The organism is Euhalothece natronophila Z-M001, assembly GCF_007904085.1.
GTDB lineage: Bacteria > Cyanobacteriota > Cyanobacteriia > Cyanobacteriales > Rubidibacteraceae > Halothece > Halothece natronophila.
Genome location: NZ_CP042326.1, coordinates 2277309 through 2292352 on the forward strand (window position 1 = coordinate 2277309; position 15044 = coordinate 2292352).

Below are 15044 nucleotides of genomic sequence, written 5' to 3' on the forward strand. Positions count from 1 at the left end.
TAGAAGGGCGAGGCTTGAATCCTGCTATTTATGGTCAAACGCGACACATTATGACGGAAAAATCAAGCGCGTCGCCATGCTTGTTTCCTGCTTCAGGCTGTTTGCTACACGAAGTTTCCTCTGTCAGCTTGTGCCATTGAAGATAGTTCATTACTTCGGTAACAGTCCTTTCTCTTCTAACCACTGATTATTATAGAGACGGGATTGATATCGAGTGCCACTATCACAAAGCACAGTGGCTATTGTATGACCTGGCCCCATTTGTTTTGCTAAAGCATAGGCGGCTCCCACATTAATCCCCACAGAACCGCCCATAAATAAGCCTTCTTCATATAAGAGGCGATACAGCATTTTCACACAGGTGGGATCATCAATTTGGATAGCATCATCAGCAGGCGCACCTTGCATATTAGCAGTAATGCGACTATTACCAATGCCTTCCGTGATTGATCCTCCTTCGGTGTGAATTTCTCCAGTTTTGACGTAACTATATAAGCCACTGCCCATGGGATCAGCGACAATACATTTAATGTTAGGGCTTACTTCCTTAAAATACATAGAAGCCCCGGCATAAGTGCCGCCTGTTCCTGTGGCTGCTACCCAAACATCAAGGTTGCCATCGGTTTGATGCCAAATTTCGGGGCCAGTGGTTTCATAATGGGCGGTTCGGTTGGCAATGTTATCAAATTGGTTTGCCCAAATGGCGTTTTCGGTTTCTTCTGCAATGCGTCCTGAGACTTTAATATAATTATTGGGGTCGCGATAAGGAACGGCGGGAACGGTTTTGACTTCTGCGCCTAAAGTGCGTAGAGCATCAATTTTCTCTTGAGATTGGGTTTCAGGAATAATAATTAAACATTTATAACCTTTGGCGTTACAAATATGGGCTAAGCCAATGCCAGTATTCCCTGCTGTTCCTTCTACAACTGTGCCACCGGGTTTGAGGAGTCCCTTTTCTTCGGCATCTTTAATAATGTAAAGGGCGGCGCGATCTTTCACCGAACCCCCTGGATTTAGAAATTCAGCTTTTCCTAAAATCTCGCAACCGGTTTCGTCACTTAAACGATTGAGACGAATAAGGGGAGTATTGCCCACGGTGCCAACAAAGCCTTGTTTAACGTCCATTCTCTTTTTAATACTTATTATTTCACGGTTTTTATCGCTACCCGAATTTTATCGTAATTGCTAAGGAATCAGTTACGCCAAATAGCATCGGCAACTGTTGCCACTTCCCACATTTCAGGCAAATCATGGACTCTGAGAATATCCGCTCCCTGCGCGATCGCGCTACAGCAGGTACTCGCGGTTCCCCAGACGCGCTTTTTCGGATCACTTTGATTGAGAAGTTTACCGATGAAACTTTTACGAGAGGTGCCCACTAATATTGGTACGCCTAAGGTTTTAAACTGATGTAATTGCCGTAATAATTCCAGATTCTGTTCGGCGGTTTTGCCAAAGCCAATGCCGGGATCAATAATAAGCCGCGATCCTGCAATTCCTGCTTTTTGCGCAGCATTAATTCGCTCTTGCAATACAGCTAGAATCTCTCCCACTAAATTTTCATAATCGGTCAACTGTTGCATGGTTTCTGGGGTTCCCCGAATGTGCATTAAAATAATGGGCACCTCTAATTCAGCAACTATGGCTAACATTTCTGGGTCAAACCTGCCCCCAGAGATATCATTCACTAAATCTGCCCCAGCGTCGATGGCTTGTTGCGCAATCGCGGCGCGAGTGGTATCCACAGAAATCGGAATATTTAGATGCTTCCGAATGGCTTGAACTACAGGAATCACCCGTTCTAATTCTGCTTCTAGGGAAATGGTTTTTGCCCCAGGGCGAGTAGATTGCCCCCCAATATCTAAAATATCTGCCCCAGCTTCTACTAACCTTTGAGCGCGATCTAACGCTGCCTCTAAGTGATTATAATCACCACCATCACTAAAGCTATCAGGGGTAATATTTAACACCCCCATTAAATAAGTTTTTTCTCCCCAAACAAAGGTTTGATCCCGAATTGTCAAAGGAGACGAATTTTCCCCAACCACTATGATTTCCTCCTACAAAAAAAAGAGGGGCAGCCCCTCCTTTTCTATCTTAATCATCTTTAATCTTTACTCATTAGTTGCCGAAACAACTTCTTCATCACCCGTTTCTACCTCTGAAGATGCTTCTGGGGTTTCCCCGCTTTCTTCTTCTTCAGTGGTGGTTTCCTCAGAAACTGGAGCTTCTTCTGTGGCAACTTCCGTAGTCGCTACCTCTTCAGTTGTTGTTGCTTCTGTGCTTTCTGTTGCTTCCTCTGCTTCCTCTTGTCCGGGACGTTTGCCAATGGGGCCAAACTCTTCATTGAGTTGAGCTTCAATTTCTTCACTAGCGAGTCCTTGAGTTTGCAGCTGTAACTTGCGACGGAAGCGTTGCGCCATTCTGTCTGCCTGATCAAACACAGACTGACGATCACTCAGCATTGCACCAGCTACCGGTTCTAACTGCTTCGTTGAGAGAGAAATCCGTCCCCGTTCCGCATCTAAATCAATGATCATCACTTTTAATTCATCATTGATATCAAAGACGCTACCGGGAGTATCAATATGGTCGTGAGAAATTTCTGAAATGTGGAGTAAGCCACTTACGCCGCCAATATCAATAAATGCGCCATAAGGTTTGATACCACGAACTGAGCCAATCACCACTTCGCCCACTTTCAAGCCACTCATCTTCCGCTCGACTAAGGCGCGACGGTGACTGAGAACCAAGCGATTCCGTTCTTCATCCACTTCTAAGAATTTTAGCGGTAAGTCTTGCGCCACTAGGTCTTCTTTCGGTTGACGGGTGCTAATGTGAGAACCAGGAATGAAACCGCGCAAGCCCTCAATGCGAACTAAAGCACCGCCACGGTTGGTAGCAAATACCCCCGAACGGACAGTGGCATCTTCTGCTTGCAATTGACGAACCCGCTCCCATGCTCGCATATATTCAATGCGTCTAATGGAAAGGGTTAATTGACCGTCTTCATTCTCGTCAGTCAGAATGAAAAATTCTCGGGTTTCTTCGGGTTGGAGAACCTCGTTTGGCTCTTCGACACGGTTAATTGACATTTCCTGAATGGGAATGTACGCGGCAGTCTTCGCGCCAATATCAATTAAAGCCCCTCTCGGTTCGACGCTAAAAACAACCCCCGGCACAATGTCTCCTGGGTTAAAGTGATAATCGTATTCGTCTAAGAGGGCAGCAAAGTCCTCATGGGTAAAACCAATGTCTCGATTCGATGTTGCGTTCTGACTGACCATGTGTGTTTCGATTCCTATGTTTTGATCTCCGTTATGTTGATAGTTCTCAAATCTTATTTTTACTGACGTTTATAGAGTAAAAATATTGCACAGACATTTTATTATAATTGATTTTTGTTATGATTTTCTAGGTTAAGAGCTAAATTTTTTCTAATTGTAATACACCAAGCCGTTCCGCCACTTCTTTTAGAAGTTGGAAAGTAGCAGACAAACGGCTCGGTATCAGGTTTAACAATCTTGATGACTATTTGTTAATACGTGGTGGCTCACGGAACGCGATCGCGAAAAACAAGACTCCGATCGCGCAGGCGAGAATTAAAATGTATGCTACAGCTTCCATATTTTTAGTTTTTTATTATCCCTTCACTACAACAGTTTAACAGGAAAGGCAAAAAAAGCGAGAGGGAGCAAAAATACCGATCCTCTCGCGATCTGACACTAGATGAAACTAGGCATTATTGGGATTACGAGTGGTTTTGTCACCCACTTTTTGGAATGCACCCCATTCTACTTGTTCTTCTAAGTCAGCTTCCACACCAGCGAAGACATCGCGGTAGAGGGTACGAGAGCCATGCCAAATATGACCAAAGAAGAACAGGAGAGCAAAGACCGCATGACCAAAGGTAAACCAACCACGAGGACTGGTGCGGAATACCCCGTCTGAGTCAAGGGTTTCTTTGTCAAAGGAGAATACTTCTCCTAATTGTGCTTTCCGAGCGTATTTTTTCACCTGTAAGGGATCTTCAAAGGTTTGACCATCTAACGCTCCACCAAAGAAGCTCACAGTTACGCCCATTTGCTCAATACTATATTTTGATTCAGCACGACGGAACGGAATATCCGCACGCACCACGCCATTTTCATCTTCTAAAACCACAGGGAAGGTTTCAAAGAAGTTGGGAAGACGACGCACACTTAATTCACGTCCTTCAGCATCCTTAAATACAGGGTGTCCCAGCCATGCTTGGGCTAAACCATCCCCTTGGTTCATGGGGCCAACACGGAATAAACCACCTTTGGAGGGGTTATTGCCCACATAGTCATAGAAGGCAAGTTTTTCAGGAATTTGTGACCAAGCCTCAGATCGGCTATAGCCATCTGCCATGTAACTATCCACACGGCGTTCAATTTCTTCTTGGAAATAACCCTGATCCCATTGATAACGGGTGGGACCAAATAACTCGATGGGGGTGGTGGCGCTACCGTACCACATGGTTCCAGCAACCACAAAGGCAGCAAAGAATACCGCAGCAATACTGCTAGAGAGGACGGTTTCAATGTTCCCCATCCGTAATGCGCGATAGAGTCGTTGCGGTGGACGAACCGCTAAGTGGAAAATACCGGCAATAATTCCCACAATTCCGGCAGCAATATGGTGGGCAACAACACCGCCTGCATTAAAGGGATTAAAGCCTTCTGGACCCCATTCTGGGGCAACGGGTTCCACATGACCCGTCAAGCCGTAGGGGTCTGATACCCACATCCCTGGCCCAAATAAGCCCGTGAGGTGGAATGCTCCAAAGCCGAAGCAAAGTAAGCCCGCTAAGAATAAGTGAATCCCAAACATTTTGGGAAGGTCAAGAGCCGCTTCACCAGTACGGGGATCATAGAAGAGGTCTAAATCCCAGTAAACCCAGTGCCAGCAGGCAGCTAAAAAGAGTAATCCTGAGAGGATAATGTGCGCGATCGCGACACCTTCAAAAGACCAAATACCAGGGTCAACGGCGGTTTCTCCCGTAACACTCCAGCCACCCCAAGATTCAGTTACGCCCAAACGGGTCATAAAGGGCAACACAAACATTCCTTGTCGCCACATGGGGTTTAAAACTGGGTCACTAGGATCAAACGTGGCTAATTCAAATAACGCCATTGATCCGGCCCAACCTGCCACTAAAGCGGTATGCATTAAATGGACGGAAATTAATCGTCCTGGATCATTTAAGACAACTGTGTGAACTCGATACCAGGGTAGTCCCATAGACTACGCTCCTCCTTTTTTTAATAAATGAGAGCCAAGGTTTACAAAAATTTTACATCTTTATCTCTTAGTCTGGAACTTGAGTTAGGAAAAGCACTCAGGTCTTCTCCTGTTTTAGCAGCAAGCTCCTTAAAAAACTGAAGATTATTTAACAAAGTGTAACTTTTGTTAGAGGCAGATGGCAATTCCCATTGTTACCCGTTTTAAACAATTAGTTGCCAAAAACCCACCGTTAGTCCTAATATGGCTAGATGTTGCGGCAATAATGACCAAAAAGAACGATTGAGAATTTTTTGGGTTAAAAGCACTGACAACACACTGACTAGGAATAAAATCCCTCCTTGAAGAAAATTAATCACCGCAGGATGGGTAACCATAATTGGTAAACTTTCCCCACTCCCACCAAAGGTTGCAAACATTACGGGAAATAAACGTCCTGCTTCTCCTAAGCCTAAATCTAGATAATGGGCAATATTTGCTCCTAACACCAAAGGTAAGTAGCCATAAGCAGCTTCTAAAAATGGAGCAGGTTGAGGAAAACTGGTTTCGGGATTGAGCTTAGTTTTTAGGTAATAAACCAGTCTCATTGTTCCTTGCGCTAACAGTGGGATGAGGGCAGGTAAACTTAAGACAGTTACAGCGATCGCGCTATGAGTCCAAAATTGCTCTAAATGCCAGTTCACTCCCAACAGACTTTCTAATTCTGGAAGGCGATGGAGAAACACCAAATCTAACAACAGTAGCAACAGGGCCACTTCATAAAATTTTGGCTTGTGAGTTGTCCATAAATCAATGCCAGGGAGTCGCAAATTGACCTCTCCCGAACTGTTAGGACAGACTTTGATACAATTCATGCACATAACACAATCGCGGTTATCTTGAAGCTGCGCGGGATGAGAACATAAGCTACAACCGTTTGTTGCTTGAGTGTCTCCTTCTCCTGAGCTTCCTTTCACGCATTGACCCGTGGTACATTCGGCAGAACAAGTTCCCTGTTGCGCTCGTACTTCTATCATCGAGAGTTTGCCAAACATTCCCGTCATACCGCCAATGGGACACAAATAGCGACACCAAAAACGTCGTTCAAAAATGACAGAAAAGATGACTGCACCAGCAGTAATCACAAGCAATAAATAACCTGATAAATAGGCGGTGTCTTGTAAATTCCACACTTCTTCCCAAAGTAAAATCAGGGCAAATAAACCGAATAAAAACCATCCTCCCCAACGTTCGGCAGATTTACGGGGCCAACGTTTGAGTTTTCGAGGGAATAGCCACAGCGAGACTTTCTGGGCAATTTCTCCATAAACCATAAAGGGGCAAGCGGCACACCATAAACGTCCAATGAGGGGAAAAGAAATGAGAACCCCTGGCCACCACCAAGCCCAAAATAGATTCAAACCAAAGTTTTCTGCACGATTTTGGGGGCCGACAAATAAAACTGCCACAATAATGGCAAAAGTGGGTAAAACCAGCCAGTATTTTAAGCGATCTGGCCACCAGGCACTGCGTACAAACTGACGTAGGCGAGGAAACTTATTGAGTAAATTTAAGCGCAGTCGTTTTTTCTCGTTATTAGAGGGCCAAATATTTTCTTCTGTCAGGGGTTGCCCTTCTGGTAATTCAACGATCGCGCGACGAATACAATTTTCTAATTCTGTTAAATTATTGGGAAAGTCATACCCTTGTAGCTCTCGAATCGCTTCTTGGGTCACTTGAGGTTGGGGCAAGCCTTTACTGCGACAAATGACACTCACATAATATTTCAGATGGTCTTCTAGATCCGCTTTTCGGGTTCGTAATGGGGGAATTTTGATGGTTCGTGGCACTAAAGAATTTAGCTCAGGAACGGCTTTTTCGGAAATCAGGATAATCCGAGCTTGACAGGTTTTTGTCGGTGGTGGTGATTCTCCCGAAGAGGTGACAGGGGTAAAGGTTCCATCTTTTAGGAGTTGCCCGATCGCGCCCCGTAAGTTTTCATCTAATTTTTGGACATTATTTAAAACGAATGTTCCTTTTCCTAGTGCTTCGAGTAAACCAATTTTGCCGTTAGCTTCTCCAAATAATTCTTCGCCACTGCCTTGTAATCTACTACAATCAACCTTAATCATCGGCTCTCGTCGTTGAGAAGAGCCAAAATGAATCAGGGCAGCCGCATTATCTTTTCCTGAACTTGGTTCACCAGAAATTAAAACTGATTCCTGAGTTTCTGATGCTTCTTGAATCTGTTTTCGCAGGCGCACAGCATAACGACTCCTACCAATAATGCCACACTTTGCTTTCGTAACTAAATAGGGGCGTAAAACATTTGTCCGTTCTTGTTCAAAGTTGAGTCGTGATGATAGGATTGCTAGCTCTTCTGTCAAATCTGGATACTTATATAACTGCTGTGACAAAGTTTCAGTAATTTCAGGATATTTAGTGATTAAGGCTCGCATTCGTTGATGGTCAATAAACCAAATTTGACAGTTACTTTTGGTAATGACTGTTTCCCGAGTCGGTTGCTTCAGAATTAATGACTCTAGATTAATTAAACTTCCTGGCAATAAACTTAAATTTTGTGATAGTTTTGGAGGTCTTTTGTGAGCAAGGTTTGGAGAAATTTGGCTTTCTAATTTTCCCTCTTTTAGAATGTAGAGTCCGAGGGGTTGGGTTTCGGCTTTAATGAGGGTTTCATTCGCCTCAACAGTACGTTCTTCTAATAAGGGCGCGATCGCGCTTAACACCTCTGCTGATAAAGTTTTGAAAGCGGTTTTTTCCTGCAACCAAGTAACTATTTGGGTAACATTTACTTTTCCTTCTGCCACTGTAATACTCATATTTTTTCCTTGCTTAATAACAACTCCTCGATAGGATATTTCACAACCCCAAAAAGCACTATGACTGAGGTTTATGTCGATCAAGGAATATTATTCACGATCTTTATTAGCACCTCAGGAGTAATTCTTAGATTTGAGTTGCACTCGATATTTTTCAAATATTTTCCTGATTTTAGGTTAACAATTAAATTTGATATAAGTAGTTAAATGTGATACTTATTATGTCGTAAATCTTTTATGTTATCTAAATTACTTAGATACAATTCCTTAATAAAATATTAATAGCTATGCAAAATTTATAAACTTTCTATGTTTGAAGTTATAGCGCTTTAAGACAATTGGTATGTTGAGTAGATTTAATATTTTTCTCTTGCTAAAATAAAAAATAATGGTGCTCTCTTAATTTTCTGGAAGTTTTTTTATCTTTTTTAAATTAATAAATCAGAGTTCTTACCAAAATAAATTTAACTTGAACTCTAACGTTGGTTAGAAAGAAAACAGATTAAACAATTAGCTGGCAAAAACCTACCGTTAGTCCCAATATGGCTAAATGTTGCGGTAATAATGACCAAAAAGAACGACGCAGAATTTTTTGAGTTAAAACTACTGCTAGCAGGCTACCAACAAATAAACTTGCCCCTTGTAAGAAATCAATCACTGCTGGATGCGCGATCGCCGATGTTGCTTAAAGGCTTCATTACCTGATGACAGCTAATTTGTTAAGACGACACTAATCTGTCACCGATGACAAATAATTAGTGAATTTAAAATAGAATAATGGGCGGTATTGGATTTGAACCAATGACATCCTGCTTGTAAGGCAGGCGCTCTACCGCTGAGCTAACCGCCCAAACCTTTAATAATCTAACACAAGGCTTACAAAAATGCAAATAAAATTTTTCAACTGAGCATACTGCGGTAGCAAAATCGATTAAGGAAGGATAGCATGAATCCTGGTTAGATCAAAAAGGAACATAACATGATGTGGAACGAAATTGCACAAAAAATCTCTCAAGCTACTGGTAAATCCTTTTATATTCAGGATCAGCGCTCTGTTGGTGGCGGTTGTATTAGCCAGGCTTATACCGTTACTGATGGCAAAGATACCTATTTTGTCAAGTTTAATAGTGCCTCGGAATATGAAATGTTTGAAGCAGAAGCCCTAGGCTTAAAAGAAATGTATGAGACAAAAACAATTCGCATTCCACAGCCTATCTGTTGGGGAACAACCAATAGTTCTGCTTATCTAGTTATGGAGTGGCTAGAACTAGGGCGCGGTGGCGGTTCTGGGGTTTGGGAAAAAATGGGAGAACAATTAGCCCAGATGCACCGTAAAGGAGTTGCCAATAAGTTTGGTTGGCATCGTAATAATACCATTGGTTCTACGCCACAAATTAATACTTGGACAGATAACTGGGCTGATTTTTTGCAGAACACCGTATTGGCTATCAAGTGCGTTTAGCCAAACGACGGGGAGGAAATTATCCTGACACCAATAAAGTGGTAGAAAGAGTGAGAGAGTTATTACGCGATCATCATCCACAACCGTCTTTAGTTCATGGTGACTTATGGGGAGGAAATGCAGAAGTGACTAAAGATGGAGAACCGGTTATCCTTGATCCAGCCACTTATTACGGCGATCGCGAAGTGGATATTGCTATGAGTGAACTGTTTGGAGGGTTCCCTGCTGGATTTTATCAGGGGTACAATGCCGCTTGGGAACTAGATTCTGGCTATCAACAACGGAAAGACTTATATAATCTTTATCACATCCTCAACCACTTTAATCTCTTTGGTGGGGGATATGGTTCCCAAGCCCGTCGCATCATTGATCGATTGCTGTAAGCTTAAATATCCTCTGGTATTACCCATTTCGGGGGTTCTTCTCGTTTTTTCTTCACCGCTTCTTCGGCAATATCTAGCATTTGATCGAGGGATGTATTATTAATAAATTGGGAGGCTTGGCTGGCATATTCCTTGTGAGGGCATTTATCCCCTAAGACACAGCCATTCACGCAAGCTTCAGCGCAGTTGATTTGAGTTTCCATAGAACTCCTCTCTTCTATCTCAGTGTTCTAGTCATAGCTTAACTTACATCGCGCTGGGAACGGGAACACGAGAAACGGACTATAGCAGTTTCACACTTCATAAGATATTTGTCCTTTTTTGTTATAGTCATTCCAAATAAAAAACAGCAACTTAAAAGTAGTGGGAGCATCTTGCTCCCTAGTAGCAGCCAAGATGGCGGCTGCACTACGGAACTGAATTGGAACGACTATAGTCGTTCTTCCTTTGTAAACTAATGACCAGTAACCAATGACTAATGACTAATAATTCTAGTACTCCTTACGCTAACTTATTTTCTGGTTTAACCGTTGGTTTCACTATTTTAACGATCGCGCTTTATCTTCTCCGAGGCTTTGGCATTTTAACCTTTGTTCCGGGGGGAATTATTTATCTGTCTTTTTTGAGCGCGATCGTGCTAGGGTTGATTTCTAAACTAGCCCACCGTCTAAGATGGTAAGTTCCATTTAAGGTTAAGCTGTCTTTGTAACAGCATTAGAGTAGCCCGATTTAAAAATTTAATGAACTTCACTGAGTTGGCGCAGGATTAAATATTGCTTTACAACAGTCCTTAATTTTATTAGTTGCTTAAGCTACGTATTAACACTAAAATTATTGCGTACATTAATACATCACTAATCAAAACAAACTGGCTTATTTTTAAACTGGTCACACAGCGAAACCTTGACAAAGATTAAGATTCCATTATCCTGATCACAAAGTGAAGCTATACTATATGTAAACGATTCATTCTCTAATCATTGGAACCTATGGACGACAAAACAGCCACCCGCAACGTTAAAGCCGAACTCGATCAACTCATGGCCCCCGGAATGTTCTTCGAGGGATTACCAGAAGACACTTTACGGGAAATGGTTTGCCATATCGTTTCTCGTAATCATCCCGCTAACCAAGTGATTCTTCTTGAAAATGACTGGGGAGGTTCAGTATATTTTATTATTGAAGGTTGGGTAAAAATTCGTACTTATAATAAGGATGGAAAAGAAGTTACCCTGAATATTCTCGGTACAGGGGAAGTTTTTGGCGAAATGTCGGCAATGGAGGAAGTGCCCCGTTCCACCGATGTTTTAACTTTAACGCCAACTCGCATTTGCAGTATTCCCTCAGGAGACTTTCTCAAAATTTTGCAAGTGGAACCCTTAGCCGGGATACGTTTATCACAGTTGATGGCGAAACGGTTACGCCAGGTGAATCGTCGCCTCAGATTGCGAGAATCCGATAGCATTTCTCGGGTTGCCGATGTGCTTTTATTCTTAGCAGAAGGACAAGGACAACCAGTTAAAGAAGGAGTTGATATCCCGAATCTTCCTCACCGCGAGTTAAGTAGTCTTAGTGGACTAGCCCGAGAAACGGTCACGCGGGTTTTAGCAAGACTAGAAAAAGCAGAGTTGATTCAACGACGCTACCATACTTTACGCATTCCCGATACTCTCGCTCTAGAAGAAGTGTTATCTTCTAGTTCGACGATCTCTCTAAACGATTAAGGCATTATGAGTAACTTCTCTGATGAGCTCAATTCTACCCAAGATTCCTCTGATTTCAATTCAGAAGTCAATTGGGTAGATGCCGGTGAGGAAGAAGACTCAGTTCCTTCTACAGAAGCAATCCCGCTAGAAGTAGGAGGATCTGCCATAGTCATGGTAGAAACTGCCTTTTTAGCCAGTGCAGCAAGTATCATTTGGCTAATTAATTTCTATTTTCCTCCCGGCCCTCTCTTGCGCTTACTATTTCCTCTCCCTATCGCCCTGATTTATCTCCGCCGTGGGCTACGTGCCTCGCTAATGGGAACCTTAATTGTGGGGCTATTATTATCTATCTTAATGGGGCCAACCCGCAGTATCTTATATGTGATGCCCTATGGCGTTATGGGAGTGCAATTAGGAGCGTTTTGGAAACGAGGGGTAGGATGGGGATTATCTATTCTTGTAGGCGGAATTATTGGGACATTTGGCTTTTTCTTCCGCTTTTGGATTCTTTCCATTTTCTTGGGAGAAGATTTATGGATTTACCTTACCTCGCAAATTGCACAAATTTTACAGTTGGCATTTGTGCAGTTAGGATTTCTCGCACAACCGAGTTTATGGCTGATACAGTTGATTGCGCTGATAGGCATTATTTTCAATAGTTTAGTGTATGTTTTTGTGGTTCATTTAGTTTCTATGCTAATCTTGAATCGCTTAGGTAATCCCATTCCCTCTCCTCCTCGCTGGATACAAGCGATTTTCAGTACCGATTAATTTTTACAGCATGAATCGTTTTTTTTCTCCTTTACAAAACTTTTTAATTACTTGGATATTAATTTTAGTAACAGGATGGTTGACAATCCAGTTAATTGGGTTTGCTGGGGGATTAATTACGATTTTTCTCAGTGCTGCCCTGATTGCTTTTTTGCTAAACTATCCAGTACGAATATTAAAAACATTTATCCCTCGTCCTTTAGCGGCTACATTAGTCTATTTAACGGCAATTATAGCTCTAGCAGTTTTGATTGTGACTGTTTTCCCTCTTGTCTTTAATCAAGGGCGACAATTAGTAACAAAATCCCCCGAAATTATTGCTGCAGTACAGGAAGAGTTAAAGACATTTCAGCTATGGAGTGTTGAGCATAATTTACCCTTTGATGTTAATTTCTTGGCTTCTCAATTATTAGCAAAGCTACAAGCTAGAGCCCAAGCTATTGCTTCTACGAGTTTTGGTTTAGTCTTAGGAACATTTAGTTCAGTGCTAGAATTTATTTTAATTTTAGTAATTTCCTTTTATATGCTTTTAGATGGGGAACGAGTTTGGCGGACTGTAACTTCTATTTTTACTCCCAAGATGCAAAGCGAATTAACTCGCTCAATTTCCCGTAATTTACAAAAATTTTTTACGGGTCAATTATTGCTAGGATTATTTATGGCAATTACTTTAACTTTTGGATTTCGCCTCCTCAATGTTCCCTATTTTCTCTTGTTTGCATTTTTTATCGGAACGATGGAAGTTATTCCTTTTATTGGGGCAACTTTAGGCATTTCCACTGTCATTTTAGTAGTCGCTTTTATTGACGGATTTTTAGCTTTACAAGTTCTGGGAATTACTATTACTATTCAGCAATTTAAAGATAACTTAATTGCACCTCGCATTATGGGATCATTAACAGGATTATCCCCAGTTCTTATTTTATCTTCTCTCCTCTTAGGGGCAAAAATTGGAGGTTTCTTGGGAATTATTTTGGCAATTCCCATTACAGGAGTCGCTAAAAGTTTAAGTGAAATTATTTCTGATCCCAACTTACCTCCACAAAGTGGTGCCTTTTTTAATAACCCTTTTCGATCCAAAAAAGAATTAGTAGTTAATAAGGAATAGAAGGGACTATTGTTATAGTGATTCCAAATAAAAAACAGCAACCTAAAAGTAGTGGGAGCATCTTGCTCCCTAGTAGCAGCCAAGATGGCTGCACTACGGAACTGAATTGGAACGACTATATTTGTACTAAACCAATGACCAATAACTCAGTTTGTCCCTCAAGAGACTAAGAAACACTATATAATCTTGCTTCTAACCATTGCATTACCTGTTTTCCTAAAGAAACCCCATTAAGACGATCAATTTCGCGCACTCCCGTGGGACTAGTCACATTAATTTCAGTGAGGTAACCGCCGATAATATCAATTCCCACAAACCATAAACCGTCTCTTATGAGAGTAGGCGCGATCGCGCGACAAATTTCACGATCTCGTGCTGTTATTTCCGCGGCTGCAATACGACCGCCTACCGCCATATTGCCTCGAAAATCGCCACCTGTCGGAATCCGATTGACTGCCCCAACTGGTTCTCCTGCTAATACAATTACCCGTTTATCTCCATCCTTTGCCTCAGGGAGAAATGCCTGCACCATAATCGGTTCTTTTCCTTTCTGGGTACTCATTTCAACCAGAGAATTAAAGTTTTTATCTTGCGGTTGTAAAAATAAAATGCCTTCTCCCGCTTTCCCCCCTAAGGGTTTTAAAACGGCTCCCCCTTTCGCCTCAACAAACTCTCGAATCACTTTCTTATCAAGACTAACAATAGTTTCTGGAATCACTGAGGGAAAGCCCATTGCATATAGCTTTTCATTTGCCGCTTGTAAGCCACGGGGAGAATTAACCACCAACGTCTGAGTCGGGGTTAATAAATCTAAAATCTGCGTCGCATATAAATAAGGAATTGTCACTGGGGGATCCGTTCGCATAAATACCGCATCCATCTTTGATAATGGTTGCAATTCCCATTTGCCCAGTTGATACCATTCCTTCGGCGCAAGCCAATGGTTTTCTTCTAGCTTGACAGGAGTTAGGGTAATTGGTTGGAGTCTTCCCCAAGCCTGAGACTCAACAATACTCAAATAGGAAGCAGATGTGACCCAAACTTCATGTCCTTGGGCTTGAGCTGCTTCGATCAACGCCACAGTGGTATCATGAGTGGGATCAAGCTGGGGTAAGGGATCAATAATAAACGCAAGTTTCATGCCAAAAGTAAACTCCAACCAACAAATGATTTAACTTAAAATGGGATCTAACTTCCCTTCTTTTTCTAGGGCATATAACTCGTCACAGCCTCCAATAGAGGTATCATTAATAAAAATTTGGGGAAGACTCCGTTTCCCGTTAGCCCGTTGGGCCATTTGCTCTCGGGCTTCATCGTCCCCATCAATACAGTACTCAGTAAAAGGAATCTCTTTTTGCGTTAAAAGAGCCTTAGCTCGCAGACAAAAAGGACAGGAACTCCAAGTATAAATTTCAACGTTTGCAGACATAAAATAAGTTGCCACTCTAATCAGTTTCCTTGCCTTTTATATTATAGTCATTGTTCTTAATGTTTTTTTTCAATATCACTGTTTTACCTGTTTTCAGATTC

General features: G+C 42.1%; 14 protein-coding genes, 1 tRNA gene and 1 pseudogene. 5 read left to right on the forward strand and 11 right to left on the reverse strand.

The window, feature by feature from the left end:
- Positions 1-150: 150 nt before the first annotated feature.
- The 8 genes from FRE64_RS11060 to FRE64_RS11090 form a co-directional block, all read right to left on the reverse strand.
- On the reverse strand, positions 151-1125 hold the full coding sequence (locus tag FRE64_RS11060; protein ID WP_146296200.1) for a cysteine synthase A: 975 nt from the start codon (positions 1123-1125) through the stop codon (positions 151-153).
- Positions 1126-1193: 68 nt separating this feature from the next.
- Positions 1194-1976: a dihydropteroate synthase gene (folP, locus tag FRE64_RS11065; RefSeq protein WP_146297342.1), complete on the reverse strand. Its 783-nt coding sequence runs from the start codon at positions 1974-1976 to the stop codon at positions 1194-1196.
- A gap of 138 nt (positions 1977-2114) precedes the next feature.
- Positions 2115-3287, reverse strand: coding sequence for a 30S ribosomal protein S1 (locus tag FRE64_RS11070; protein ID WP_146296202.1), 1173 nt, complete (start codon positions 3285-3287; stop codon positions 2115-2117).
- Positions 3288-3531: 244 nt separating this feature from the next.
- Positions 3532-3627, reverse strand: a complete 96-nt coding sequence (locus FRE64_RS11075; protein WP_015226094.1) for a photosystem II reaction center protein T — start codon at positions 3625-3627, stop codon at positions 3532-3534.
- 108 nt (positions 3628-3735) lie between these two features.
- Entirely contained in the window at positions 3736-5265 is a 1530-nt protein-coding gene (gene psbB / locus FRE64_RS11080) for a photosystem II chlorophyll-binding protein CP47 (RefSeq protein WP_146296204.1), read from the reverse strand.
- Between the two features lie 203 nt (positions 5266-5468).
- Positions 5469-8084 carry a sigma 54-interacting transcriptional regulator gene (locus tag FRE64_RS11085; RefSeq protein ID WP_146296206.1) on the reverse strand — a complete coding sequence of 872 codons (2616 nt, stop codon included), beginning with the start codon at positions 8082-8084 and terminating at the stop codon, positions 5469-5471.
- A 502-nt stretch (positions 8085-8586) separates the two neighbouring features.
- Positions 8587-8742, reverse strand: a complete 156-nt coding sequence (locus FRE64_RS17505; protein WP_186708788.1) for a hypothetical protein — start codon at positions 8740-8742, stop codon at positions 8587-8589.
- Positions 8743-8862: 120 nt separating this feature from the next.
- Positions 8863-8934 (reverse strand) — tRNA-Val (locus FRE64_RS11090).
- Between the two features lie 132 nt (positions 8935-9066).
- Between FRE64_RS11090 and FRE64_RS11095 the strand changes: the two are divergent.
- Positions 9067-9929: pseudogene (locus FRE64_RS11095) on the forward strand (fructosamine kinase family protein).
- A gap of 2 nt (positions 9930-9931) precedes the next feature.
- Here the strand turns inward: FRE64_RS11095 and FRE64_RS11100 are convergent.
- The gene (locus tag FRE64_RS11100) at positions 9932-10132 is read right to left on the reverse strand and encodes a hypothetical protein (RefSeq protein ID WP_146296208.1); all 201 of its coding nucleotides are present in this window, start codon (positions 10130-10132) and stop codon (positions 9932-9934) included.
- Between the two features lie 275 nt (positions 10133-10407).
- On the opposite strand from FRE64_RS11100, the gene FRE64_RS11105 reads away from it, so the two are divergent.
- The 4 genes from FRE64_RS11105 to FRE64_RS11120 all read left to right on the forward strand — a co-directional run bounded on the left by FRE64_RS11105 (position 10408) and on the right by FRE64_RS11120 (position 13514).
- Complete coding sequence (locus FRE64_RS11105) at positions 10408-10608, forward strand: hypothetical protein (RefSeq protein WP_146296210.1); 201 nt, start codon at positions 10408-10410, stop codon at positions 10606-10608.
- A 310-nt stretch (positions 10609-10918) separates the two neighbouring features.
- Positions 10919-11653 carry a Crp/Fnr family transcriptional regulator gene (locus FRE64_RS11110; RefSeq protein WP_146296212.1) on the forward strand — a complete coding sequence of 245 codons (735 nt, stop codon included), beginning with the start codon at positions 10919-10921 and terminating at the stop codon, positions 11651-11653.
- Between the two features lie 6 nt (positions 11654-11659).
- A complete protein-coding gene (locus tag FRE64_RS11115) occupies positions 11660-12406 on the forward strand; it encodes a DUF2232 domain-containing protein (protein ID WP_146296214.1) in 747 nt (248 codons plus the stop codon).
- Positions 12407-12416: 10 nt separating this feature from the next.
- Entirely contained in the window at positions 12417-13514 is a 1098-nt protein-coding gene (locus FRE64_RS11120; RefSeq protein WP_146296216.1) for an AI-2E family transporter, read from the forward strand.
- A 166-nt stretch (positions 13515-13680) separates the two neighbouring features.
- On the opposite strand, the gene gshB is transcribed toward FRE64_RS11120, so the two are convergent.
- Positions 13681-14655, reverse strand: a complete 975-nt coding sequence (gene gshB / locus FRE64_RS11125; RefSeq protein ID WP_146296218.1) for a glutathione synthase — start codon at positions 14653-14655, stop codon at positions 13681-13683.
- Positions 14656-14685: 30 nt separating this feature from the next.
- Complete coding sequence (gene grxC, locus FRE64_RS11130) at positions 14686-14943, reverse strand: glutaredoxin 3 (RefSeq protein ID WP_146296220.1); 258 nt, start codon at positions 14941-14943, stop codon at positions 14686-14688.
- Between the last annotated feature and the right edge of the window lie 101 nt (positions 14944-15044).